This window comes from Roseburia sp. AF20-18LB (assembly GCF_003461185.1).
Taxonomy (GTDB): domain Bacteria; phylum Bacillota; class Clostridia; order Lachnospirales; family Lachnospiraceae; genus Roseburia_C; species Roseburia_C amylophila.
Genome location: NZ_QTWP01000007.1, coordinates 95,845 through 120,550 on the forward strand (window position 1 = coordinate 95,845; position 24,706 = coordinate 120,550).

At 42.0% G+C, this 24,706-nt stretch carries 23 protein-coding genes and 1 tRNA gene; 4 read left to right on the forward strand and 20 right to left on the reverse strand.

The features are described from left to right. Positions 1-218: 218 nt before the first annotated feature. From DWX65_RS12110 to DWX65_RS12125, 4 genes are all read right to left on the reverse strand, one after another. Positions 219-292, reverse strand: a tRNA-Met gene (locus DWX65_RS12110). Between the two features lie 189 nt (positions 293-481). After that, entirely contained in the window at positions 482-1,006 is a 525-nt protein-coding gene (locus DWX65_RS12115; RefSeq protein WP_022244272.1) for a spore maturation protein, read from the reverse strand. A gap of 65 nt (positions 1,007-1,071) precedes the next feature. Then, on the reverse strand, positions 1,072-1,773 hold the full coding sequence (locus DWX65_RS12120; RefSeq protein WP_117697930.1) for a response regulator transcription factor: 702 nt from the start codon (positions 1,771-1,773) through the stop codon (positions 1,072-1,074). Beyond that, positions 1,773-2,387 (reverse strand): nucleoside recognition domain-containing protein, encoded by a 615-nt coding sequence (locus DWX65_RS12125; RefSeq protein ID WP_117697931.1) that lies wholly within the window; start codon positions 2,385-2,387, stop codon positions 1,773-1,775. Before DWX65_RS12125 ends, DWX65_RS12120 begins: the two co-directional genes overlap by 1 nt. 169 nt (positions 2,388-2,556) lie before the next feature. Between DWX65_RS12125 and DWX65_RS12130 the strand changes: the two genes are divergently transcribed. After that, positions 2,557-4,317 carry a DUF885 domain-containing protein gene (locus DWX65_RS12130; protein ID WP_118173505.1) on the forward strand — a complete coding sequence of 587 codons (1,761 nt, stop codon included), beginning with the start codon at positions 2,557-2,559 and terminating at the stop codon, positions 4,315-4,317. A gap of 1 nt (position 4,318) precedes the next feature. Here the strand turns inward: DWX65_RS12130 and DWX65_RS12135 are convergent, their stop codons facing one another. From DWX65_RS12135 to DWX65_RS12205, 15 genes are all read right to left on the reverse strand, one after another. Beyond that, positions 4,319-5,656 (reverse strand): glycoside hydrolase family 30 protein, encoded by a 1,338-nt coding sequence (locus DWX65_RS12135; protein ID WP_117842270.1) that lies wholly within the window; start codon positions 5,654-5,656, stop codon positions 4,319-4,321. A gap of 12 nt (positions 5,657-5,668) precedes the next feature. Further along, positions 5,669-6,418: a response regulator transcription factor gene (locus DWX65_RS12140; RefSeq protein WP_117697934.1), complete on the reverse strand. Its 750-nt coding sequence runs from the start codon at positions 6,416-6,418 to the stop codon at positions 5,669-5,671. Then, positions 6,418-8,223 carry a sensor histidine kinase gene (locus DWX65_RS12145; RefSeq protein WP_118173506.1) on the reverse strand — a complete coding sequence of 602 codons (1,806 nt, stop codon included), beginning with the start codon at positions 8,221-8,223 and terminating at the stop codon, positions 6,418-6,420. The genes DWX65_RS12140 and DWX65_RS12145 overlap by 1 nt, the downstream gene beginning before the upstream one ends. Before the next feature lie 17 nt (positions 8,224-8,240). Next, entirely contained in the window at positions 8,241-9,092 is an 852-nt protein-coding gene (locus tag DWX65_RS12150; RefSeq protein ID WP_197420848.1) for a carbohydrate ABC transporter permease, read from the reverse strand. A 2-nt stretch (positions 9,093-9,094) separates the two neighbouring features. Further along, on the reverse strand, positions 9,095-9,991 hold the full coding sequence (locus DWX65_RS12155) for a carbohydrate ABC transporter permease (protein WP_117697936.1): 897 nt from the start codon (positions 9,989-9,991) through the stop codon (positions 9,095-9,097). A 220-nt stretch (positions 9,992-10,211) separates the two neighbouring features. Next, positions 10,212-11,552 (reverse strand): ABC transporter substrate-binding protein, encoded by a 1,341-nt coding sequence (locus tag DWX65_RS12160; protein WP_117697937.1) that lies wholly within the window; start codon positions 11,550-11,552, stop codon positions 10,212-10,214. 123 nt (positions 11,553-11,675) lie between these two features. After that, complete coding sequence (locus tag DWX65_RS12165; protein ID WP_117842272.1) at positions 11,676-13,736, reverse strand: methyl-accepting chemotaxis protein; 2,061 nt, start codon at positions 13,734-13,736, stop codon at positions 11,676-11,678. 209 nt (positions 13,737-13,945) lie between these two features. Further along, on the reverse strand, positions 13,946-14,788 hold the full coding sequence (gene rsmI / locus DWX65_RS12170; RefSeq protein WP_118173507.1) for a 16S rRNA (cytidine(1402)-2'-O)-methyltransferase: 843 nt from the start codon (positions 14,786-14,788) through the stop codon (positions 13,946-13,948). 39 nt (positions 14,789-14,827) lie between these two features. Next, a complete protein-coding gene (locus tag DWX65_RS12175) occupies positions 14,828-15,598 on the reverse strand; it encodes a prolipoprotein diacylglyceryl transferase (protein ID WP_118173531.1) in 771 nt (256 codons plus the stop codon). Between the two features lie 19 nt (positions 15,599-15,617). Further along, on the reverse strand, positions 15,618-16,367 hold the full coding sequence (locus tag DWX65_RS12180) for a tRNA1(Val) (adenine(37)-N6)-methyltransferase (protein ID WP_118173508.1): 750 nt from the start codon (positions 16,365-16,367) through the stop codon (positions 15,618-15,620). After that, positions 16,354-17,265, reverse strand: a complete 912-nt coding sequence (locus DWX65_RS12185; RefSeq protein ID WP_117842275.1) for a PSP1 domain-containing protein — start codon at positions 17,263-17,265, stop codon at positions 16,354-16,356. Before DWX65_RS12185 ends, DWX65_RS12180 begins: the two co-directional genes overlap by 14 nt. 1 nt (position 17,266) lies before the next feature. After that, a complete protein-coding gene (locus tag DWX65_RS12190) occupies positions 17,267-18,256 on the reverse strand; it encodes a DNA polymerase III subunit (protein ID WP_118173509.1) in 990 nt (329 codons plus the stop codon). Positions 18,257-18,305: 49 nt separating this feature from the next. Further along, positions 18,306-18,746, reverse strand: coding sequence for a YaaR family protein (locus tag DWX65_RS12195; protein WP_022244281.1), 441 nt, complete (start codon positions 18,744-18,746; stop codon positions 18,306-18,308). 8 nt (positions 18,747-18,754) lie between these two features. Beyond that, entirely contained in the window at positions 18,755-19,345 is a 591-nt protein-coding gene (locus DWX65_RS12200; protein WP_022244282.1) for a guanylate kinase, read from the reverse strand. Positions 19,346-19,401: 56 nt separating this feature from the next. After that, the gene (locus DWX65_RS12205) at positions 19,402-20,817 is read right to left on the reverse strand and encodes an aminotransferase class I/II-fold pyridoxal phosphate-dependent enzyme (protein WP_118173510.1); all 1,416 of its coding nucleotides are present in this window, start codon (positions 20,815-20,817) and stop codon (positions 19,402-19,404) included. Positions 20,818-21,210: 393 nt separating this feature from the next. Here DWX65_RS12205 and DWX65_RS12210 point away from each other — a divergent pair, with 393 nt between their 5' ends. Beyond that, a complete protein-coding gene (locus tag DWX65_RS12210; protein ID WP_118173511.1) occupies positions 21,211-21,993 on the forward strand; it encodes a sporulation initiation factor Spo0A C-terminal domain-containing protein in 783 nt (260 codons plus the stop codon). A gap of 204 nt (positions 21,994-22,197) precedes the next feature. Here DWX65_RS12210 and DWX65_RS15025 read toward each other — a convergent pair whose 3' ends face one another. Beyond that, positions 22,198-22,431 (reverse strand): hypothetical protein, encoded by a 234-nt coding sequence (locus DWX65_RS15025; RefSeq protein ID WP_147404512.1) that lies wholly within the window; start codon positions 22,429-22,431, stop codon positions 22,198-22,200. A 157-nt stretch (positions 22,432-22,588) separates the two neighbouring features. Between DWX65_RS15025 and DWX65_RS12215 the strand changes: the two genes are divergently transcribed. Then, positions 22,589-23,620 carry an ATP-binding protein gene (locus DWX65_RS12215; protein ID WP_158564739.1) on the forward strand — a complete coding sequence of 344 codons (1,032 nt, stop codon included), beginning with the start codon at positions 22,589-22,591 and terminating at the stop codon, positions 23,618-23,620. Positions 23,621-23,656: 36 nt separating this feature from the next. After that, the gene (gene mobA, locus DWX65_RS12220) at positions 23,657-24,703 is read left to right on the forward strand and encodes a molybdenum cofactor guanylyltransferase (RefSeq protein WP_242986267.1); all 1,047 of its coding nucleotides are present in this window, start codon (positions 23,657-23,659) and stop codon (positions 24,701-24,703) included. The last annotated feature ends 3 nt before the right edge of the window (positions 24,704-24,706 follow it).

Here is a 24,706-nt window from a genome sequence, read left to right on the forward strand (position 1 = left end):
GAATCTGCCACTGGCAGCTTCTTACGGATGCGTTGGTAACTGCGAGCAACTCGCGTAAAAAAGAATGTGCCTTGGCACATTCTCGCGCCTGCGGCGGTCGCTTGCGACATCTACCTTATACGCCGCAGTGCGCATCCTCGCGGAGCGGTTTTTACTTTACAGGAAAGCAATTTCCTGTAAAGTAAAAAACCACCGCCCATAAGACAGTGGTTAAAGAGTTGCGGGAACAGGATTTGAACCTGTGACCTTCGGGTTATGAGCCCGACGAGCTTCCAGACTGCTCCATCCCGCGCTATTTATTTGCAAAAGCTATTATAGTCCTTCCTTCTGCAAATGTCAAATTTCTATGTCCCTGCCTTACATAATATACAGTTACAAGCACTTTTATTCCTGATTTTTGAAGAATTGTATCTTCATCATCTGAAGTCCTGTACAGTCCTCGTCAACCCAGAAAAAGTGTAGCACACTATTTATGGAAAGTCTACACTCGTCCCGCCAAAAAGATACTTGCCGCAATTCCTGCCAGCGTAGCAAACAATGCTCCCGGAAGCGTAAAGCCGGTCTTTCGTACTTTTACCGACATAAAATAAATTGACATGGTATAAAAAATGGTCTCGGTGCAGCTTAACATGACAGAGGCTGCCATTCCCACGAAGGAATCACACCCGGCTTCCTTATATAAATCCACCAGCAGTCCGGTTGCCGCCGAGGAGGAAAACATTTTGACAATGGCAATGGGGATAAGCTCGGAAGGGATTCCGATATGTTTCGTCCAGCCCATGCAAGTAGTAGAAATGAAGTCCAACAGCCCGGAGGCTCTTAGGATCCCGACTGCTACCATAAGCCCCACCAGCGTTGGCAGAATTCCAACTACTGTCTGTATGCCCTCTTTTGCTCCCTTTAAGAAATCGTCATATACATTTTTCTTCATCAGAATGCCGAATCCTACGATGTAAAAGACCAGTATCGGAATCAGGGCATCTGACAGAAACATAAGAAAGCGCATCCTCATTCTCCTGATAAGAGCTTCTTTTTCATTCTATGCAGGCAGGAGAACTATCATGCCTCTTTTTACTGCTTCCGCAGGCGCAGCCCCACGCCCTTGCGGGTTTCGATGTAATCCCTGCCGCTTAATTCCCGCAGTTTCCGTCGTAAGTTGCTGGCATGGACTTTGATGGAATTTTCCACACAGTCCGGTGTATCTTCTGCAATTTCGTCTAACAGCGTGGTCTTTGTCACTGTCCGTCCGTTCCGCTGTATCAGGCATTTTAAAATAGCAGCTTCTGTTCTGGTAAGCTTCGTAGTCTGCCCGCCAATGGTCGCCAGCCGCTTCTCGATATCCAGCTTTATCTCTTCGTAATAGAAAAATCTTACTTTCTCTTTTTCTGCCGGAATCTTACTCAGACGTACTTCCACGCGGATGCGGAATTCCTGTATATCAAAGGGCTTTCTGATATAATCGTCTGCCCGTTCTATGCATTTTTTACACCGTTCAAAAACAGAGCCGGTTTTCTCCGGCCGAATCAATAGCAGTGGCTTTGCCTGCACCAGGGCGAGGAGGGTATTCTCCCATTTTGCTGCTGCATCCTCTTTTCCGGCAAATTCCTTCTGCTCAAGGTCTAATACCACCATATCCACAATAACCTGCTGAAATAACTCCCCGGCATCTGTGAGGGAATCCGCCCGCACTGTAAAATAGCCTTTTTCATCCAGTACCTGCTCCATGGCATCCCCCAATGCTTTATCCTGTTCGATGATTCCTATGGTATACATTAATCCGTTCTCCTTCGACTTACAATCCGGCAGAAAATGATTGCCGTTGCTGTGCTGATAATGGTCGCTGCAAGTCCCGGTCCCACCACCGCAGCCGGATGCACCGAGCCATACTGACTGCGGTACGCCACAATGTTCATGGGAATCAGTTGCAGAGACGATATATTGATAATCAAAAAGGTACACATTTCCTTTGTGGCATTTCCGGAATACTTCTGTATGTTTTTTCCGGCTGCCTTAAGTCTGGCAATATGTAACTCCTGTAATTGCTGCATTGCCTTTAAGCCTGCCGGCGTTGCCGCCCAGCCAAGCCCTAACATATTGGCTATCATGTTGACTGCTATGTAATGATTGGCAGGATGGTCATCGGGTATATCCGGAAAAAGAAATGTCAGCACCGGCCGCATTTTCTTTACTGCCGCTTTTACAATGCCGCTGCATTCCGCAATTTTCATCATTCCCATCCAGAACGCCATGACTCCTGTCATGGTAATGGCTAATGCCACTGCTTCTTTGGCAGAGTTTACTGCTGCCTCCGTCACTTCCGGCAGTGTTCCGTTGATTGCACCGTAGAGCACTCCCACAAGAATCATAAATCCCCACAGATAATTCATTTCGAACCTCTTTTGCTTTCCCGTTACTCTACTATATGCAGTTTTCCCGGAAGGAACTACTTTCTCTGGTGATTATAGCACACCCTCTTCTGCCATATCACGTTCTTTTGTCATATCGATACGATTTTTTTCATATTCTTTGTTGAACACTCTTCATCCGAGGCCGTCTATGCTGCACAAATATATTTCTCCTTTTCTGATAACCATTTGCTTTGCTTTATCCTTATTTCTTCTAAGCGGGTGCAGCAAAGACCAGTCGGCTTCTGATTCCGGTTATATTGCGCCGGATTCCATTTCCTTTGAGGAATATACCAGTCTTTTATTTCAAAGTGAAGTAACCTCCGATACCCTGACCCTTCACTATACCTTAAGCCAGCCGGAAGTCTATGGCATTACCGATTATAAAATTGCTCTGCCGGATTATTCTGCCGATGCCAGAAAGCAATCTGCCTTAAATATCGAAAATATCTCCTGTGGGTTACAGTCCTATGACTATGAGGTACTGACCACCGAGCAGAAGCTGACCTATGATATTTTAAATGACTATGTCTCTTCTAACCGCAGTCAGTCGGACTATACCTATTACCCGGAAATCCTGCGTCCTTCCACCGGATTTCCTGCCCAGCTTCCGGTTCTGCTATCAGAATACCATTTCTATGACCGTAAAGATGTGGAGGATTATCTGACTCTGCTTTCACTGATCCCAGCCTGCTTTGATTCTGTCTTAGATTATGAAACAAATAAAATCAATGAGGGACTTTTTCTTTCGGATACCCAGGCGGATACGCTGATTGCAGACTTAAATACCTTCTGTGATAACAGTTCTGAGCATTATCTGATTACTACTTTTCGTAATAAAGTAGCGGAACTTCCTGATTTAACAGCAGAGGAACAGGCTTCCTACTGTATCGAAAATGAAGCTGCTTTTAGAGAATATGTTCTGCCAGCCTATGAAGCTTTGCGGGATTTTCTGGTGGAGCACAAAGGTAGTGGCAGTAACTCCGCCGGACTTTGCTATTTTCCGGATGGCTCAGACTATTATGCTGCTTTGGTTTATGATGCCACCGGCTCTTCCCATTCCATAGATGAACTTTTAGAAATGACGGAAAAGCAACGGAAATCCGACCTTCTTGCCATCAACGGGATTGCTGCCAGTCATCCCGGCATTTCTCTTACTACCGACGATTTTCCGCTGAAGGATGCCACCCCGGAAGAGATGCTTACCTGTCTTTCTTCCGCTATTGCAAAGGATTTCCTGCCACCGGTCTCAACGGATTTTTCTGTCCGCTCCGTGGATCCTTGTATGCAGGATTCCATGGCTCCCGCCTTTTATCTGACGGCCCCTATCGATGACATTTCCCATAATGTCATCTATATCAATCCCCGCAGCCACTACGAAGGCTTCGAGCTTTTCACCACACTGGCACACGAAGGATTCCCGGGACATCTCTATCAGACTACCACTACGTCTGCCTCCGGCTGTGCACCCATCCGGAGCATTCTCAACTATCCCGGCTATGTAGAGGGCTGGGCAACTTATGTGGAAATGCTCTCTTACTCTTATGCCGGTCTGACGGAGGAAAAGGCTTCGCTCCTTATGCACAACCAGTCCGCTCTTTTGAGCCTCTATGCCACGGCAGATTTATCCATTCATGCAAAAGGCTGGACACTCAGTGACCTTAAGGACTTCTTAAGTGATTATGGCATCGACAATAAGGAAGCCGTCTCCGAAATCTACGACTATATCGTAGCGGAGCCGGCTCATTATCTCAAATATTATATTGGCTGCCTGGAATTCCTTCAGCTAAAGGACTACGCCAAAGAAACCTTCGGGGATTCCTATTCCGATAAACAGTTTCACCAGGCAGTGTTGTCCATCGGTCCTGCACCTTTTGATATTATCCAAAAATACTTAGAATACTATTGGTGAGCTATTGTACAATTACACCTGTTGCAATGGATTCCGGCTCTGATTCAAGACTGACACAGGTATTATCCAGTCTCAAAAAGAAAGGAATCTTCTTCTCTGTACGGTTCAATACTACAAAACTGATTTTATCCTCTTTCTGAAATGCTGTTACTTCCAGTTCGTCTGTATAACGTGTCATTCCAATCCGGATTGCTCCCGGCTCGATAAAATGACTGAAATGCCAGATGTATCCTGCAATATTACTTTCCATCACCACTTTTTTCTTTGTATCAAAGAGAAACGGTGCATCACAGAAATTTCCCACATGATTCGGACCACCCTGCTCATCCAGAAGCAGATTCCAGTCTAAAAATGTCTGCATTCCATTGTTTAAATTACCTATCATATCATGTGCATATTTCTGTGCATTCTTAAGATAATCGTTCGCAGCAAATTTACTGTATTCAATACATGCCTCGGATAAGAGCAGCTTTTTATCCGGAAAACGTTTTTTTATCATCTGCAATGCTTCGAAATGATCTCCACTGTACCAGTGGAATGCCAGACCTGCCACCATATCAGCTGTCTCTCCGGTAAAGATTGTCTCTGCCCATTCCAGCGCACGCTCTTTATTATGATCCCAGATATAAAGTTCTATATCATCAAGATGATGTTCTACCAGTGCAGGATGAAGATAATCTTTTATAAAATCCCGTTCTTCCTGTTCGGTATAAATACAGGAATCCCATGGCTGCACTGCCTTTGGCTCATTCTGCATCGTCATTTTCGTCACATGATAGCCACGGTTTCTGTACTCTTCTATATAACGACACAAATATTCTGCCCACCGTCTTTTATAAGCTTCTTTTAATTTTCCACCGTGATTTCTCTCTCCATTAGTCTTCATATATGCTGGCGGGCTCCATGGAGATAACATAATATCAAGTTTTGCACCATAGGATGCTTCTGCTGCATCTAATAATGGAAGAATATATTTTTCAACCCGTGCAAAAGAAAATTCTGCAAAATCTTTATCTTCTTCATCAGAATCTGCTTCATAATGCTCAATTGAAAAATCACAGCTGTCCATTGGAATCCGCACTAGATTGTATTTCATGTTATTTTTTCCAAAATAAGTCTCTACCAGCTTTTTCTTCTGGCTGTCATCTAACAGGGAATAGACATATCCGGCTGAATCCGTAACTGCTCCACCAAATCCCTCTATTTTCTGCATGGTAATCTGCGGATACAGATTAATTAGTTGATTCTCCTCTCCTCTATCATCTACAAATACATGATGCTCTTCTTTTGTTTCTTTTTTATTGCCTTTATATGTAGTTGTATAATAAGTCAGTTCCATAAACTTCCTCCTTTACCGCTCTTTTATCCGATATTCCTTCGGTGACATTCCTTTGATTTTCTTAAATACTTTGGAGAAATATTTTTCGTCATTAAACCCCACTTTATAAGCAATCTCATAATTTTTAAGGAAATTCTGCTCCAGATAACAGCACGCTCTTTCCACACGGATCTGATTCAGATAATCGGTAAATCCACATTTCAAATTCTGATTCATCAACGTAGAAAGATAGCCTGTGGATATCTGCAGATATTCCGCCACATCTGCCAACGTAAGACTGCTTGCGTAATTTTCTTTCATATATTCTTTGGCTTCACTCACTAGTGGATTCTCTTTTTCTTTATCGGCGGCTGCCTCAGACTGTTCTTTCACAGTCTCTTCTTTTCCAATATATTCATCTGCCAGATTATTCAGCAATGTAAGAATATCTGCTGCACGGACCGGCTTTAAAAGGTACTCTTTGGCTCCGAATTTGATTGCTTTCTGAGCATAAGTAAATTCATCATAACCACTTAGAATGACCGTAATCGGTCTTATCCCGGCTTTAGCTGCTTCCCGCATCACATCCAATCCCGACTTAATTGGCATCTGCACATCCAGTATCATCATGTCTGGCTGTTTTTGATAAATAACATCTAAGGCTTCTTCTCCATTTTCTGCTTCATAAATTTTACTGAAACGGTCTGTATGAAGTCTTAGATATTTCGCAACACCTTTACATATAACATCTTCATCATCTGCGATCAGTAATTTAATCCCCATTAATCTCCCTCCTCAAATGGAATCTCAAGTATTACAGTTGTCCCTTCTCCAACTGTGCTTTCTATTTTCAGAATATATTGCTCATGATACTTCAACTGAAGTCTTTCCCTGATATTTTTTATTGCATATCTTCCAATTCTCTGTTTGGAATAATTGACCGGTTCATTTTCCCATAAAGCATCTATCTGTTCCTGCTTCATTCCTACTCCTGTATCTTTTATTTCAAAATGAATACGGTCTCCGGTACGCGTTCCTGTTATGGTAAGTTTACACGGTTTGCTGACATTTTCAAAACCATGTACAATTGCATTTTCCACAAATGGCTGAATAATCAGTTTGGGAATCTTTGCATCTTTAATTTCATCTGCAATATGTAATTCGTAATTCAGCTTTCTTGGGAAACGCATTTTCTGTATCTTTAAGTACTCCCGGACCAGTTCGAATTCTTTTTCTACCGTAATTATGCTGCGTCCCTGGTTTAAAGTCAGCCGAAACAATGACGACAGTGATAAGATACTCTCTGCAATTTCATCATTACCTGCCTCTGTTGCCTGCCAGTACAAAGAATCCAGCGTATTATACAGGAAATGCGGATTTATCTGTGCCTGCAGTGCGGCCAGCTCACTTTCTTTTTCCGATAAGGTAATCACATAATTCTCATCAATCAGCTTCTTAATCTCTCCGACCATTGCATTAAAGCATTCCGCCACCTGTCCGACTTCGTCATTGGTTTCTACTTTTACCTGCTGCTCAAAATCACCGGCAGAGAATTTTAAAATGGCTTCGCTTACTTTTCGCAACGGATTGGTTACAAGATTTGAAATAATCATAAAAAACGGAAACATGCCAATCAACAGTCCAAACAGTAATGCCAGTGGCATATAAACGACACTTCTTATCTGAGCCTGCACCTGCTGTCTTGGTATAATCTTGCAGGTAATTGCTCCTTCTTTATTCAGCTGGGTACAAATGACTTCATAATCTCCCCAGATGAAATCCTTTTCCCTCTCTCTGTAATCCTGCTGACGGAATTCTTCTGCCGTCAGATATTTTTTTAATTTATCATCCACATCTCCAACGGTTACCAGTTCCCCCGTATGTGGATCTACGACCATTACGGCTTCTCCGCCTTCTTTCACCATATTGGTCATCAGTTCTTCAAATTTACTTTTTCCAACACCTATTACAATAAATCCAAGTCTTTTCTTATGTGACAGATCATAAATTTCCCTGCAGAGCACTACTTTATCTGAGAAATTAGCAAGATACGGTCCACTATCGTCTGCATCCACGCTTTTCCATATCATTCCAAGCTTTGTATCCACCGTTTCCTGATAAATCTGTGTCTGCCGTATATCTTCCATTGTGGAGAGATTTACACTTCCATCCATACCCCTTAAATAAGGTCTTATTCCATTTTCCGGATAGATAGCTATTGTCTTAATCTCTCCACGCATGGAAATCATATCCTGAACCACTTCCATTGGTCCATTATTCTGCCACAATCTTGCATCTGCATTATAAGGAGCAGAATCACGTTCCGATAATAATCCCCTTATCTCCTGGTTAATACAGATATAGGTTGTATAATCTTTTACATCCGATTGTAGCAGACTTATATTCTCTGCTAAGGATTCCACGTTGGCACGGTTACCTTCCAACCGGTCACTGGATGCCTGTTTATAATTATGTACCATCAGGGTGCCGCAGATGAGAATCAGTACAGGCGTAAAGATTGCATATGCATAAATAATTAATTTTGCTTTTACACTCAGACCGTTTATCCATTTTCTAATCTTCTGCATCCCTCATGTACCCTCTCTTATCCTTTTACTGCACCCATGGCAACACCCTTGGTGATATGTTTATTCAATATAATATATACAATAACTGCCGGAGCTGCTGTCAATGCCATAACTGCAAACTGTACTGCGTAATTTGACGAATACTCACCGGTAAATTCAAGAACCGAGAATGGAAGTGTCTTCCATTTATCAGAGCTTAAATAGGTACTTGCCATCATAAATTCATTCCAGTTATTTAAGAACGTCATGATTGCTACAGTTGCAATGGAGGATTTTAACATTGGTGTAATAATCTGGAATAAAATACGATATATTCCACAACCATCCATTACTGCTGCTTCCTCTAACTCTACCGGAATGGATTCCATAAAGCTTGTCATTAAGAACAATCCCTGTGGAAGTGAAAATGCAACATATGGTATCAACAATGCCCAGATGGTATCTGTCATTCCCAGGCGGCTGTAAATCTTATAATTCGGAAGCAGTGTCGCATGAATCGGAATCATCAGTCCCATTAATAAAAGTGTTTTTACGAATGTACTTAATTTCCATTTCATTCTACGGCATGCAAATGCCGACATAATAGATACTACAATTACAAGAAGCACTGCTAATCCATTGATTAAAATACTATTCTTCAGATACCAGAGGAAATTACCATCTACAAAAGCTTTTACGTAATTGCCCCACTGGATTTTCTTCGGCATTACCAGAAGTCCGTTGGTAAACATTTCTGAACTGCTCGCCAGTGAAAAATCTAACAGCCAGATTAATGGAAATATCTGTATTACCGCAACTATAATAAGTATAACATACAGGATTGGTTTCGACAGCTTCTTTTTCTTCTTCTTACTTCCGATCATTTCCATAATTATGCGACCTCCTTTACTTTAATTTTTGCTTCTCTTTCTTCAAAAATCTTATTTAAAATTACAGTTACTAACAGACAGATAATAATGAATACCACACCGATTGCATTTCCATATCCATATTTGTATGCTTTAAATGCCTGCTGATACAGATAGTTTGCTGCAAATTGTGTACTATTTCCCGGACCGCCATTGGTTAACAGATATACCGTCTCCATCTGCTTTAATGCAGAAATAACAGCCATGGTTACATTTACCTGAATAACCGGCTTCATCTGTGGTAATGTAATCTTAAAGAAGGTCTGTATCTGTGTCGCTCCGTCAATTGCTGCTGCTTCATACAATACCGGATCAATATTTTTAATTCCGGTGTAGTAAATTAACATTCCCCATCCAAATCCATGCCAGATTAAGACGATTAAGACTGCCCATATTGCTGTGTCATAATTGAACCAGTTAATATCACCTTTTCCGCCAAAGGCTTTGATAATGTTATTCAGCAATCCAAAATCCGGATTGTAAATGAATTTCCACAGATATGCGATAACTGCTACGGAAATTACATTTGGAATAAAGTATACGCAGCGGAAGAAGTTCTCTCCTTTTCCTCCGAGCTTATCGAGGACTGCTGCTACGATCATTGCCAGCGGATGCTGGATAAAAATAAATCCGATTGCTAAAAGCAGTGAGTTCCGAAGTGATGTTCCAAAGGCTGCATCATGGAACAGATTTTTGTAATTCTCCCACCCAACAAACTGATAAGAGCCCATTCCTGAGTAGTTGGTAAATCCATAATATACACTGAGGCAGATTGGAGCTAATATTGCAAATACAAATAAGAATAACCCCGGAAGTACCAGACTCAGAATAACCCACTTGTTACTGTAAAGTTTCTTCACTATATTTTCCCTCCCTATGTTTTTTCTTTATAAAAATTATAGCAACCGGGCCATGTGGTTTACAGATACCAGTCTTTAGAAAAGGTGTAATATTTTCACATACCTATATATGTTTTTTTCTCCTGCATGCATAAAAAAAGAGGAACCGCAGATTGATCTGCGGCTCCTGATAGGGTATGTAATTAAAAGAATTTGGAGAATGCTATGAAATTAATTTTGTTTACTGGCAGGCTTTTCCGATAGAAGAAAGGAAATCGTCTACGCTCATGCTTCCATTGGAAACACTCTGGATCTCACTTTCAATGCCTGTCTTAAATGCAGATGGTCCACAGTCATTGATTGGGGTTCCGGATACACTTGTTGCATTATTTACTGCATCTACAAACTGCATCTGTAATTCTGTTTCATCACCTGTCATATATGCTGACTGATCCTGTGCAGACATTCCTACACCATTTTCCCAGCCATATTTGGAAAGTTTATCCGGCTGATACATATAATTTAAGAATTTGATTGCTTCATCTTTGTGTTCAGAAGATGCGGATACTCCATATCCACCACCATTCCATGCTGCGATATCTGTTGCAGTTCCTTTTCCACCGTCTACTACCGGCATGGTAAATACACGGATGTTGGTTCTGATATCTTCGTCAATATCTTCATTCAATGCCATGGATGCATCCCAGCTTCCCATATAATACATGGCAGCCTGACCATTGATAAAAAGATTCTGTGCAGTTGCATAATCCTGTGAATCATATCCATTCTGGAATAATCCTGCATCTGCTGTTTCTTTCAGTAGTTCTGTTGCTTTTACAATGCTTGAATCTGTAAAATCACCAGTTGCTACTGCATTGCTTACAATACTGGAATAATCACTTCCTGCTACTTTGTAAAGTAAATCAGATAAATAAACTGCCATTGGCCATCCATCTCCACCATCCATTGCCAGTGGAATATAGCCTGCATCCTTGATTGTTCCTGCTAATTCCAACAGTTCATCATATGTCTTTGGAACTTCCCAGCCATTGTCTTCAAACATTTTCTGATTGTAGTAGAATCCGGCAACATCTGTATTTCTTGGAAGTCCATAAAGTTTTCCATCTTTCTTGAATCCTTCTAAGGAACCGGATACGAATCCATAATCATCATAATCTGACTCATTTAATTCTGCAAGTACTCCTGCATCCAACACTTCGTCTAAGAATGCCGGCTGTCCCCAGATACTTACAACATCCGGAAGTCCTTCCATGGAGTATGCTTTGAATTTTGTCTTATAAGCTTCTTCATCCAAAGCTTCTACTTCGATTTTTACATTTGGATTCTCTTCCATGTACTCATCAATAATTTTCTGTTCTACCAGTCCCTGACCATTTTTACGGTCTGGCAGGTTGGAGAATACCTTCAATGTAATTTCATCCCCGCTTGAACTTCCTGCTTCTGCGGATGGGCTCTTCTCGGAACCATCACTACTTGCTGTAGTATCTTTTCCGCCGCATCCTGCAAGCATTGCTGTTACCATTGCTGTTGTTAATAACACTGATACAATTTTTTTCCTCATCATAATACCTCCTTTTTTCAAATGTCTCTCTTCATTTGATGATTCTATTCTAGCATTCACTTTTTTTGAAAAACAGTCATCAAACTTTCAAAAAAGTGCAATTTTTTAATATAATTTTGTTCTTTATACGATAAATTTACCCAAAGTCTCGATTAAACGGCTGGCTCTTTCTCTCAAATTTACAGATGCTTCTTTTAATTCTTTTACTGCACCCAGCTGGGAATCTGCACTCTCATATACTTTAACGGAACATTCTGCCGTTTCCCCGGACACTTCGGAAATGCCTTCTATTGCTTCTAATGTCTCAGAACGGGAGCTATCCATTTCCGATACATTATTGCTGATTGTATCCAATGCAATTAACAAAGAGGCTACCTGCGTATCTATCTGCCGGAAGGACTGCGTCGTCTCTTCTACTGCACCACTTTGTGTAGAAACTATTTCTTCTGCTTTTCGTGCAATTTCTGCCACTTCTCCGGTCTTTTCCACGATTTCTGCTACAATATCCGATATCTGTCCTGCTGATACCAGACACTGATCCGATAATTTACGGATTTCTTCTGCAACTACTGCAAATCCTTTTCCTGCCTCCTGGGCACGGGCTGCTTCAATAAATGCATTCAGGGATAACAGGTTGGTCTGCTCTGCAATCTGGTTAATTGCTGCGACAATCTCATTAATTGCTCTGGAACGTTCTTCCAATTCCTCAATTGCATCAATTACGCTGCGGGTTATCTCTACCGTAGATTCCGCACTGCTGGTCAGTCCCTGTACCGATTGTATGCCAGATTCAATCGTTGTTCCTGCAGAAGATGTAAGATTACTTATTTCCTGTGCATGCAGACTTACATCTGCTATTTTACCAGATAATGCATCCATCTGTGTCAGACAGTTTTCTGCTCCATTGTCAAGTTTATTTACTCCTGTTTCTATACATTCCACTGCCTCCTGTATGTTCTGAGAGGTCTTTAAGAAAGTGCCGGACGCTTCATTGACATAACCTGCTGCTTCATTTAACTGGTTACTCACTTCATTGACATGGACAATCAGTTCCTTTACATGTTCTACGGTATGATTGATTCCTTCACACAAAAGCCCGAATTCATCCTGTTTTCTCGTAGTCAGATGTATCGTCAGGTCTCCGTCTGCTACTTTACGCAGTTTGCGGAGAATATAATGTATCGTTCCGGACATATTCTGCGCAATCATTACGCCAAGTATAAGTGCAACAACGGCAAAACAGATGGAAAGAATTACCGTCAATGTCCGGATCTGTGCTGCTTCTGCCATAATATTCTCTTCCGGCACCAAGGCACATAAAAGTGCATCTTTTTCCGGAATCCGGCTGCTTAGGAAAAGATACTTCTTTCCATTTATCTCTGTCATTGTACTAAATGTCTCATCCTCTGTAGAAAGTGCCTCCTTATAAAATCCGGTGTCATATATCATGGTACTATCCGGAATATTGTCTTCCTGTCCATAAAATTCCTGTCCGTCACTGGTCACCAGCACCGTATAACCGCCGGTTCCCGGATTTAAGGATTCCATGACTTTCCGCAGATAGGAAGCGTCCATATCAATAAGAATTGCACCCTTTTGTGCATTATAATTTTTTACAAGACGGATGCTATAGGTACTGCTATCTAATCCAAGTACTTCATCCGCTTCTTTATCCTGCCCGAATATCAGCCAGTCAGTGGAATCTGCTGCCATTTTCTGTCCCTGTTGTGTTTCTACATATTCCGAATATCCGGCACTGTTTACCGGATTTGTATTATCGGAAATACTTTTCCCACCCTCTGCCAGAAAAACAATTCCACTGACTTTCTCGTCTACCACTGTCTTTGTATTTACTTCATCTGTAACCTTTTTCTTCTGGCTCTTTTCCTCTGAATCTGTATACATTCCGGAAATGTATTTCTGCATCTCTGTATCCGTAAGATACCGCTTGAATTCATCTTCCTCACTAGATACTGCAAGCCCGATGCACTGCTGCATCATATTTATGGTCTGCTCGACCGATTCTTTATACTTGCTTACAATTGCGTATGAAGATTTGTTATAGGAAACCAGCCCCAGTATAACGATTCCGGCTACCGGAACCAGAAATCCCAAAATCAGTTTCATCGCAATCGTCTTGTAAAAAGGCAGTTCCTTTTTTTCTTTCTGATCTCTTTTGTGCATACATAATCCTCCTTTTCTTCCCTTTTAAAGTCACCCTTTTCCCGACACTTTCTCCATTATCTGGTTGATATTATTTATCGTATCATTGACTTTTTATAAAAAATAGTCGAAAGCTTTTTAAAAAAGTGGATTATTTTCATATTACACAAAAATGGGACAATGGCTGCTCTCTGTCCATTGTCCCTTATATTGGTTTCCTGTTATTCTTCCTATTCTTTTAACAATGCCTGATAGACATCCCGCTTACTGATGCCGCGGTCCTTTGCCACCTGCTTCATGGCTTCCTTTCGTTCCATGCCGGAAGCCTCATAATGTGCCATATGTTCCTCGATGGAAAGGCTCTCCCAGGCTTCTCTTGCTTCCTGCTCCTTTGTCTCAAATGTCTTTCCTGAAATGATTAAAACGTATTCTCCTTTTGGTTCGTTGTCCTCATAAATCTTTATAGCATCTTCAAATGTCGTTTTTGTCGCATTCTCATATCGCTTGGTCAGCTCCTTGCAAACCGTTAATTCACGGTTTCCAAGAACTTCATAAAGCTCCTTTAAGGTCTTGAGAAGGTGGTGTGGAGCTTCGTATACTATCATGGTTCGGCTCTCCTGAGCCAGTTCCTCTAAGACTCTGGCACGTTCTTTTTTATCCCTCGGAAGAAATGCCTCGAAAGCAAATCGTCTGGTGGGAAGTCCAGACATGGTCAGTGCGGTAATGCAGGCTGCCGGTCCCGGAAGGGAAGTTACTTCGATGCCATTCTCATAACAGATACGGACCAGTTCTTCTCCCGGATCTGAAATACCCGGTGTTCCGGCATCTGTTATCAGGGCAATATTTTTGCCTTCCTGTAATTTCTCTACCAGCTTGTATGCCTTTTCAATTTTGTTATATTCATGGTAGCTGGTCATCGGTGTCTTAATCTCAAAATGATTTAAGAGCTTAATGGAATTTCTCGTATCCTCTGCCGCTATTAAATCTACTTCCTTTAAGGTACGCAATACCCGGAACGTGATGTCCTCTAAATTTCCAATGGGTGTTGCACACAGATACAGTTTTCCTGCCATAATCTATCCTCTTTTATTTAAGTGGTATTATATATCTTCTTACTCCGCTTTCTTCGCATCTTCATAAATGCGCGGCAACATCTGATAGAGTATGATGCCTGCTGCCACAATACCAATGGAAATAAACTGGGAAGTAGAAAGGAATCCCACGCTTCCGCGGTAATCACTTCTTAAAAATTCCACACCAAATCTTCCGATTCCATAGAACATTAAGTATAAGGATGCCACTCTGCCTTTTTTCGGCTTACGCTTTGCATAAGCAAGCAGCATCAGGCAAATCATGAAGTCTCCTGCAGATGAAATAAGCTGTGTTGGTATCAGCTTGATTCCATTTGGAGCATAGTCGGAATGAGTAAAGGTGATTCCAAACCAGCTGTCCGTTGCTTTTCCGTAACAACAGCCTGCAAAGAAGCATCCGATTCTTCCAAAGCCCTGTGCCAGTGCTACTGCCGGCATAACAAGGTCAAAGTATTCGATGAAAGATACCTTCTTTATCCTGCAGTAAAGCCAGGATACTAAGATTCCTCCAATAATTCCTCCATATACTACATAACCGTTTTTAAAGTCCCAGAGAATGGATGGGTCTTTGATAATCTCCGGAATCTCTACAATATAATAAAGCAATCTGGTTCCCACCAGTCCGCCGATGATGGCACACCAGAAGATTCCATAAAGGATATCTCCGCTTTTTTCCATTTTCATCTTTTTTCCACGGTAATAACACATCGCATATGCGGCTAAAAATCCAAGTCCAATCATCAGTCCATACGTATGAAGTGTCAACGGTCCAATTGTTATCTCATTAAACATATGTCTTTCCTTTCTTTCATTACAAATCATAAATCTCATATATTTCATCGGTGTATACATTCGGTTCCTTGTATACAATCAGCGGCTTCTCCACCGTCATACGGGAACGCCCGCCTCTGCAGCCTTCGATAAGTACCATGTTCGGCTCCCGGTCTGCATATGGATATACCAGCCGCATCCGCTTTGGCTCGATGCGATGCTCATGCATACAACAGATGATTTCCGTCAGACGAAACGGACGGTGTACCATAAAAAAATGTCCCCCCGGCTTTAGTATTCTCGCACTCTCTCTCATAATATCCGTAAGATTGCACAATATTTCATGGCGGGCAATTGCCTTTGCTTCCTCCGGATTCGTAAGACCGTGCTGTCCTATCATATAAGGCGGATTTGTGGTTATAATATCAAAAGAAGATGCCCCAAAGATCTTCGAGGCATCTTTTATATCTCCTGTTACGATATCGATTTTATCCGTCAATCCATTTAACGCAACGCTTCTTCCTGCCATGTCGGCACTGTCCGGCTGAATCTCAAGCCCGGTAAAATGCTCTCCGGGAGTCTTCGCCTCTAATAGGATAGGAATCACTCCCGTTCCGGTTCCAAGGTCTAACACTCTCTGTTTCGGCTTTACCTTTACAAAAGCACTTAAGAGTACCGCATCCATTCCAAAGCAGAACTGCTTCGTATCCTGAATGATACGATAACCCTTGCGATTCAGCTCGTCCACACGCTCATCCGGTTTTAATTGAATCTCATTACTTGACGTCATTAATCTTAGACTTTCCTCCCTTATCCTCTAAGGCTTCCAGCTCTTTCATCTCTTCCGGAGAAAGTTTGATATTGTCTCTGCGTCTTCTTGGCTTGAACTTCAGCTCTTTTACCTTATATTCCCGAAGTTCTTTCTCATCATTTACTTCGATTAAGACCTTCACCAGCTGACGCAATACGTTAATGCTCTGTACTTCACCTTTACATCCATCAATTGTGGTAACGGTATCACCCACATTCGGAAGACGGCTGTTTAAATATTCGTATGTTTCAGCCTCATTTTTCAGACAGCACATCAGTCTGCCACATACACCGGAAATCTTAGTCGGATTTAAGGACAGGTTCTGCTCCTTTGCCATCTTAATGGATACCGGAGCAAAATCAGCCAGATAGGATTTACAGCATAATTCTCTTCCGCAGATTCCAATTCCGCCTAAAATCTTGGTCTCGTCTCTCACTCCAATCTGGCGCAGCTCAATTCTGGTACGGAATACTGCTGCCAGATCTTTTACCAGTTCACGGAAATCAATTCGTCCGTCTGCGGTAAAGTAAAACAGAAGCTTATTGTTATCAAAGGTATACTCTGCTTCTACCAGCTTCATTTCAAGCTTATGCTTTGCGATTTTCTCAAAACAGATTTTGTATGCTTCTTTTTCTTTCTCTTTATTTCTCTGCTCGGTCTTATCGTCCTCCGGTGTTGCCACGCGGATGACCGGCTTCAATGGCTGAACCACTGCTTTATCGTCTACCTCTTTCGGGGCAATCAGCACGGTTCCGTACTCTATGCCACGGGCAGTCTCCACGATAACATGGCTGCCTGCCGCCATCTTTGCTTTACCCGGGTCAAAATAATATATCTTTCCGGCTCTGCGGAATCTGACTCCAACTACTTTTGTCATTCTAATTCTCCTTTATTGTCAGCAGCAACAATTCCATCACAAGGTCAAAGTTGACATTTGCCGTAAGGCGCACCTTTGCCTTTTCCAACGCTTCTAATATTGCTTCAATTCCACTGTAGGAACTCTTGCTTGCCTGCTTCTTTATGTCATAGACTTCATCCTTAAATATCAGTCCATTTACATCTGTTGTTGCTTTATATAATAAAATGTCCCGAAACCAGATCATCATGATATCAAGATAATCGTTGATTTCCATTTTATATTCGTTAATCTGTTTGATGGCTTCCTTAAATTCATAAAGCTCAATCTCATGGATTCGCTTTAATAACTGCACGGCTGCAGCTTTCAGCTCCTGAAAATCATCCGAAGATGCCAACGCCATTGCCTTTCCCACATTTCCCTGGGCAAATGCCACACACACATCCGCCTGATAATCCGGCACTTTACAGTGTTCCATCAGATATTTTCTGATTTTATCATCGGAAACTACCTTAAGGTTCAATACCACACACCGGGAAAGAATCGTCGGTAAAAATGCATCCGCATTGGTAGTCAGCAGAATGATAACCGCATATGCCGGCGGCTCTTCGATGGTTTTTAACAGTGCATTCTGCGCCTGCTGGTTCATTTTCTCTGCTTCATCTACAATATAAATCTTATATCTGCTGCTGTATGGCTTCACATCTACATCATTTACAAGCTGGCTGCGGATATCTGCAACGGAAAGCGTATTCGGCTTCTCATGTGTGACATAAATGATGTCCGGCTGGTTGTGGTTCACTGCCTGCTTACAGGAATGGCACTCCATGCAGGGCTCAATGCCGTGCTGTTCACACTGCAGGGTCTGGGCAAATGCCTCCGCCAGCATTTTCTTGCCGGATTTGTCCGGTCCGTTCAATATATATGCATGGGATATTTTATCCATTTTTATTGCATTCTGTAAATGCTCTATAATCTGTTCATGTCCAATGATTTCTGCAAATCCTGCCATGTGCGCTCCTTTCTCCTGAAGCTTCCTGCTGTCTTAGGCTGCCCTGTTTTTACGTGAAAATGTCCAGCAATAAGCCTGCAATTTCCCCGATTTTATCCAATATGGTAATGTGGTCCGACTCATCCTTCACCAGCTCTTCTGCCAGTTCGTCTAAGTTCTTATCCACCAACTTGACGATTCCATAGACACGATGACGGCCTTTCCGGTCGAGAAAGTTCTCTCTGGAAAATTTATGGGAACGGGTTACGACTTCATTTAAGAAATCCTTCACCAGTCCGCGGTATTTCTTCATGTCCCGGATGTCCATATGCTGTGCAATAAGATTACCCTGCTTGGTAATGTCATCTAAGAGGCTGTTCAACCGCTGCTGAAGCTCCTGCTCTTCGATTGCACTGGTCAATGTAAATTTAAAGCTGCCGTCTCCGGTGTCTACCGGCGTGGTTCCGGTGGTCTGATTCACCGGTGCAGTGTCGTTTACTCTAATCTCCATTTTATCACCTATCCATTATATGATAGCACAAAAGCTGCAATTTCCTCTACTGTCTTTTGCAGATTATCATTCTCAAAATGTCTGGTAATTCCTGCCTTTTCCAATGCTTCTTCTGCAAAATCCGCATCATCTGCAAGAAATCTCCTGCAAAGCTCTGTATACTTTGGCTTATCCTGCATCCGCTCCCGGTCCAATGCCCGCTGCAGGCGTAAACCATCTTCTACTTCTATATATATCGGTACGATTGCGTCTTTTCCATAATAGGCACAAAGCTGTGTATACACAGCAAGGGTGCCAATCAGAAGATAGCTGTGCTCCGACAGATTGACCTGCCCGTCTGCAATTGTGGCATAGCGCCAGATTCCGTATATAGTATCATATGCACGCTGTTCTATGACTTTTCCTTCTTTTTCGAGATTCAAAAGCCTTTGTTCATCAATAAAATGATACTCTACGCCCTCCGTCTCACCGGCACGGATTGGCCGGGTAGTATATGGTACAATGGTCTGAAGCTGCAACGCTTTCTCATCCCGCAGCATCTTATATATGGTATCTTTTCCTGTTGAGCTCTTGCCCATCAGGCAGAAAATCTTTCCCATGTGTAAATCTCCTGTTTCTACGGTTTTGCCGTCTGTTTTCTAGTATAAAATAATTTTCAGGAAATGACAACTTTTATCTTTCCGTCCTCAGTCACGCCATGAATACGAAATGCATTCTCCCGGCAGGTTTTTATCACTGCCACTGCTTCTTTGGAAATCTCTTCTCCCGGCACCAGCATCGGGATGCCCGGCGGATAAAGATAGACAAATGCTCCTGCTGTCTTGCCAACACTTTCCTTCAGCCCCATTTCCGCTGTCTTTGCATCCTGTGCTTCTGCAATGGATATACGGACCGTCCGCTTTGCATAGGCTTCGGTCAGAAACTGCGGCGTTATTGTTCTTCTTGCTGCGGCTTCTTTTTTATCAATTTCTTCCAGTGCCGCATACAGCCGGTCAAAACCTTCCTCGCTGTCAAAAATACTGGTCATTGCCAGCGCATAGTCTCCCTGACACATTTCTAACTGCAAATGGTATTTCTCCCTGAGCAGCTGATACAGCTCTTCCCCGGAAAGTCCGGCTTTCGTGGCACGGAGTACCAGCTTCGACGGGTCTTTGGCAAAGCCTTCTGTCTCTTTTAAATCCACTTCTCCCATGACTTCCACATTAGAAAAATGGGATGCTTTTTCATAAAAGTCTTTCAGATGCTTCTCATATGCATCAAAATACTTCTCTTTCTCTTCCGTCAGCAGACGCACACATTCATCTATACTGGCCAAGAATAAGTAGGATGGAGAACTGGTTTCATAGATATTTAAGAACCACTCCAACCGTTCCTTATTTATATAAGAAGAATTCCAATGCAGAATTGCAGTCTGTGTAGGTGCCGGAAGCGTCTTATGCAGGCTCTGGATTACCACATCTGCTCCCAGTGTAATAGCTGATTTTGGGAAATACGGATGAAAGCCAAGATGCGCACCATGAGCTTCGTCCACAATCAGCGGAATCCCATGCTGATGGGCAATTTCTGCTATTTTTTCTATATCTGATACGATTCCATCATAGGTTGGTGATGTAAGAAACACAGCCTCAATACTTTCATCCGCTTCTAATGCAGCTTCCACCTGCTCCGGCAGTATTCCACCCTGTATCCCGAATTCTGTAAATACCGGATAGAGATATGTCACCTGTAACTCTCTTAAATATGCTGCATGATATGCTGCCTTATGGCTGTTTCGTGCCATCAGAAGATGTCCCTTTTTCGGTAATGCGGCACTGAGTGCTGCTAAAATACCGCAGGTACTTCCATTTACCAGAAAGAAAGAACTCTTTGCGCCCCATAATGCGGCTGCCCGCTCCTCGGCTTCCTTTATGATTCCTTCTGCGGCATGCAGATTATCAAATCCATCTATTTCTGTAATATCATATGTATAAGGATTGATGTCACAATCCAGTCTCCGCTTATGTCCCGGCATATGAAGGGGATACATATCAGAGGATGCAAGTTTACATAATTCATCTTTTATATATGTCATGGTTCACCTGGCCTGTTATTATACTTTCATACCCTTTGGATAATGGCTGATTTTCTAATTGATATACCTATTTCTATAGTACGGCTTGAAAGGGGAAAAGACAAGGGATTTTTCCCGTCAGAAACGACTTTCGGGTGACCGTTTTGAAAGCAGCCACCCGAATCTATATGATAACTTTACACAACTCAAATTTTTTATCGATACTCCTTACTGGGTAGTTTACCACTTTTTTCCAACACAAACTTTACGCTTTTGTTGTTGGTTTTCGTTGGTTTGTATTGTTTTTTGTTGTTTCAAAGGGGTTTTTGAGATATAATAAGCTTAATTTTAAAGATGCCTTGTGAAATGTTATTTTATTGAAACGATATATGAGTAAATCAGGAGGACTTGTACATGGAAAAAACGCTCCACATTTTATTGATCGAAGATGATATGGACACCTGCAATCGTATTTCAAACTATATTGCGTCCAAAGATAATATGGATTTAGCCGGCGTCACCAATAATTCTTATGTTGGCATTCAATATGTACAGAATACGCTTCCTGACGCTGTTATTCTTGATCTGGAATTGCATCATGGCGGCGGAAACGGACTGTTTTTCCTCTCTGACTTAAATAAACTGGGCTTAGAGAAAAAGCCTTATATTCTTGTTACCACTTACAACTCCAGCAAAATCACACTGGAATCCGCCCGAAGACTTGGTGCTGATTTCATTATCGGCAAATATGAAGATTCGTATTCTCCGGAATCTGCTGTTGATTTTCTCGAACAGCTTCTTCCTATGATTGAAATGACAGAATCCACATCCAATACTTCTTATATGAAAGATAATCAAAAAGATTTAGAGCAGGGACTTATCCGCAGAATCCACCGGGAACTGGAACTCATTGGGATCAACCCAAAAGTTGTCGGTTACAAATATCTGACCGATGCCATTATGATAACAATTGACGGACCGACCACAAACATTTCCCAGATTCTTGGTAACAAGTATAAGAAGAGTAATTCCAGTGTGGAACGTGCCATGCAGAATGCCATCAACCGCGCATGGAATTCCAATGACACCGAAACTCTTCTTAACTGCTACACCGCCCACATTAATCCTGACCGCGGAATGCCTACCATTAAGGAGTTCATTTACTTTTACGCGGAAAAGATTACGGATGGACGTTAATGTTTGATAAACTGCTTGATAAAATCTAATAACCAATCCATTTCTATTCCTCCTTTTCAAAAATGTAAGGAGATTATAGAAAAATTCGGAACATTTCTTAGGTTTAAAATCGGGTTGGTTTTTATATGATTTTTAATACATTTATATGAGGTATTGTATGATTCAAAATATAATTCGTTGGTTCTTTGACCTTTTATGTTGCTACTATTTATATTTTAAATTATTAAATTTTAAACTTTCGCAAAAGAAATATGCTATTCTTCTTTCTTTTATATTCATTGGTGAAGCTTTCCTATTTAATTTTATCAATGCATGTCTGCCTCTATTTGCAATCCCTGTCTTTGTCCTTTTAAATGCTTTTATACTTACTTTGGTAACTAAGATACAGCTTACATTAAGTCTGCTATCCTTTACCATTTCTCTTAGTGTAAATTTCATTTTTCTTGCAATTTCAGGTGTTCTTATAGGATTCGCACTATTACCCTTCTTTTATGGAAATTACAACCTGCCATATGCTCTGATTCAAATTTCAGGTGGACTTCTTGAATTGCTCTTAATATTCCTTCTTTTCAAAATCAAAAGGCTCCGCCGTGGCATGCCATTTCTCTATCAAATCGGCTCTTCTGCCACAGGTTTTATCTTAAGCTGTTTTATTCTGCTCATTGTTACCATAATCAGCTTTTATGATTCCATTCCTGACATGCAGTTCCTCTTTCTCCTCATCGCCCTTTTCCTGATTGGACTTCTGCTTTATTGCTGGTGGCGGTTCCGGATTACCCGTGACTACCGGGAGAAGCTGCGGCAGGCGGAGCTTAAGGCTTTACAGAATGAACTCATTGAGAAAGATAACCGCATCCGGAAATTAGAGGAAAATAATGATGCCCTGGCTAAGATTATTCATAAAGATAACAAGCTGATTCCGGCAATGGAACTGGCTGTCTGCGAATATTTAGAGGATGGGATCACAGACGGTGATACCAGAAAGAAAGGCGAACAGCTTGCCAGCGGGTTAAAGACCATGGCACAGGATCGGAAAGGTACGCTGAACTCCTACCGCCATGATGAACATGCTCTTCCTGCAACCGGGGTCTGTGTTTTAGATGCGCTTTTTACCTATATGCAGCAGCGTGCCCTGGCACAAAATATCAACTTTTCCATGCATATCACAGGCAATATTGTAAAAATGACGGAAGATATCATTTCCGGGGAAGACCTTTCCCACCTTCTGGCGGATTTGCTGGAAAATGCCATGATTGCCATTGGTGATAATGAGGTGCGCAGTCTTTCTGTCTGCCTTTGCCATGACGAAGATACTTCCACCCTGGAGATTTCTGACAGTGGGAATGCCTTTGATGTGCAGCTCTTTGAGGACTTTGGTCAGACCCGGCACACCACCCACAAGGACAGTGGCGGCAGCGGAATCGGTCTTATGGACATCTGGAAAATAAAGAAACAGTACCGTGCATCCCTGCACATCATCGAATATGCACCGGGAACTTCCACATTTACAAAAAAAATTTCCCTGGTCTTTGACCGGAAAAATCACTATCTGATTCAGACCTACCGCCGTAATGAAATTGAACGGGTACATATGCGAAATGATATGTTTGTTTTACAGTCAGACTGATTTATGTTATGATGGAAGAACTTTTGAGAAGGTAAAATGTTACATGAGGTAAATGTTATGAGTCATGCACTGGTTATACTATGTGGTGGGAAAAGTACAAGAATTGGAACGGACAAGGCTTTGCTCCCTTTTGGGGACTGCTGCCTGATTGAATATCTGGTCCGGAAATTTCAGCCGGATTTTCCGAAAATCTACCTTTCTGTCCAGCAGAAAAATGATTATGCGCATCTGAATCTTCCGGTGACAACCATTGGAGACATCTATGGAAATGCCGGTCCGCTGTCCGGTATCTTCAGCGCACTTTCCATGATTTCTGAGGAACGTGCCTTCTTCATTTCCGTAGATACACCTTTTGTAGAACCGGCACTGGGGCTTTACCTGCTGTCACAGCCACAGGAGCATCCTATCTGGGCGATTGAGCGCGCCAATGACCAGTTGGAGACTCTTTCCGCAGTCTATTCTAAAAGCTGCATTCCGCAGGTGGGAAAAGCCATGCTCTTTCACCAATATTCCTTTAACCGGCTTCATGAGAAATGCAATGCCGGCTATATCCCGGAAAACGAGCTGGCAAATATATGTCCGGTTCCACTGAATGAACAATTTTTTAACATCAATACCCGCACCCATTATTATCATGCCTTAAAGCTGCTTTCCGAACGGGGAGAGCTTTTTGATGAAGACAGCAATCTGGAGCTTCCGGCAACAGGCAATATTGCTTCTTTTATTCCCGTGGTATCGCTGGTGGGGGATTCCATTATTGATAAAAAGACCTTCTGCATCCAGCTATTGGAGGCATTAAAAAAAGATGGCATTAAGGCTGCCATCTTTGATTCAGAAAAAGATTTTTCCAATATTACAAATGTAGACCTCATCCTCACCTGCGATTTAGAAGATGAAGACTGCTTTAAAATCGAGCTTTTGAGCAGTGAGTTAAATGAGACTCCGCTGCATCCCCTTTCCGGTCTTGTTGCCATCGCCAGTGATTTCGGTTACAAATGCGAAGAAGTTCCTTGCTTTGACTTCCGCAAGCCAAAGTCACTTCTTGGCTTCTTAAAGACGCTGATCCGCGACTATAGCCATTAAGTA

Excerpts from the sequence above, each read along its gene's own strand:
- DWX65_RS12115 (WP_022244272.1), bottom strand. The coding sequence starts at position 1,006 with ATGCGCTTTCTTATGTTTCTGTCAGATGCCCTGATTCCGATACTGGTC.
- DWX65_RS12120 (WP_117697930.1), bottom strand. The coding sequence starts at position 1,773 with ATGTATACCATAGGAATCATCGAACAGGATAAAGCATTGGGGGATGCC.
- DWX65_RS12125 (WP_117697931.1), bottom strand. The coding sequence starts at position 2,387 with ATGAATTATCTGTGGGGATTTATGATTCTTGTGGGAGTGCTCTACGGT.
- DWX65_RS12130 (WP_118173505.1), top strand. The coding sequence starts at position 2,557 with ATGCTGCACAAATATATTTCTCCTTTTCTGATAACCATTTGCTTTGCT.
- DWX65_RS12135 (WP_117842270.1), bottom strand. The coding sequence starts at position 5,656 with ATGGAACTGACTTATTATACAACTACATATAAAGGCAATAAAAAAGAA.
- DWX65_RS12140 (WP_117697934.1), bottom strand. The coding sequence starts at position 6,418 with ATGGGGATTAAATTACTGATCGCAGATGATGAAGATGTTATATGTAAA.
- DWX65_RS12145 (WP_118173506.1), bottom strand. The coding sequence starts at position 8,223 with ATGCAGAAGATTAGAAAATGGATAAACGGTCTGAGTGTAAAAGCAAAA.
- DWX65_RS12150 (WP_197420848.1), bottom strand. The coding sequence starts at position 9,092 with ATGGAAATGATCGGAAGTAAGAAGAAGAAAAAGAAGCTGTCGAAACCA.
- DWX65_RS12160 (WP_117697937.1), bottom strand. The coding sequence starts at position 11,552 with ATGAGGAAAAAAATTGTATCAGTGTTATTAACAACAGCAATGGTAACA.
- DWX65_RS12165 (WP_117842272.1), bottom strand. The coding sequence starts at position 13,736 with ATGCACAAAAGAGATCAGAAAGAAAAAAAGGAACTGCCTTTTTACAAG.
- rsmI (WP_118173507.1), bottom strand. The coding sequence starts at position 14,788 with ATGGCAGGAAAACTGTATCTGTGTGCAACACCCATTGGAAATTTAGAG.
- DWX65_RS12175 (WP_118173531.1), bottom strand. The coding sequence starts at position 15,598 with ATGTTTAATGAGATAACAATTGGACCGTTGACACTTCATACGTATGGA.
- DWX65_RS12180 (WP_118173508.1), bottom strand. The coding sequence starts at position 16,367 with ATGACGTCAAGTAATGAGATTCAATTAAAACCGGATGAGCGTGTGGAC.
- DWX65_RS12185 (WP_117842275.1), bottom strand. The coding sequence starts at position 17,265 with ATGACAAAAGTAGTTGGAGTCAGATTCCGCAGAGCCGGAAAGATATAT.
- DWX65_RS12190 (WP_118173509.1), bottom strand. The coding sequence starts at position 18,256 with ATGGCAGGATTTGCAGAAATCATTGGACATGAACAGATTATAGAGCAT.
- DWX65_RS12195 (WP_022244281.1), bottom strand. The coding sequence starts at position 18,746 with ATGGAGATTAGAGTAAACGACACTGCACCGGTGAATCAGACCACCGGA.
- DWX65_RS12200 (WP_022244282.1), bottom strand. The coding sequence starts at position 19,345 with ATGGGAAAGATTTTCTGCCTGATGGGCAAGAGCTCAACAGGAAAAGAT.
- DWX65_RS12205 (WP_118173510.1), bottom strand. The coding sequence starts at position 20,817 with ATGACATATATAAAAGATGAATTATGTAAACTTGCATCCTCTGATATG.
- DWX65_RS12210 (WP_118173511.1), top strand. The coding sequence starts at position 21,211 with ATGGAAAAAACGCTCCACATTTTATTGATCGAAGATGATATGGACACC.
- DWX65_RS15025 (WP_147404512.1), bottom strand. The coding sequence starts at position 22,431 with ATGAAATTTACACTAAGAGAAATGGTAAAGGATAGCAGACTTAATGTA.
- DWX65_RS12215 (WP_158564739.1), top strand. The coding sequence starts at position 22,589 with ATGCCATTTCTCTATCAAATCGGCTCTTCTGCCACAGGTTTTATCTTA.
- mobA (WP_242986267.1), top strand. The coding sequence starts at position 23,657 with ATGTTACATGAGGTAAATGTTATGAGTCATGCACTGGTTATACTATGT.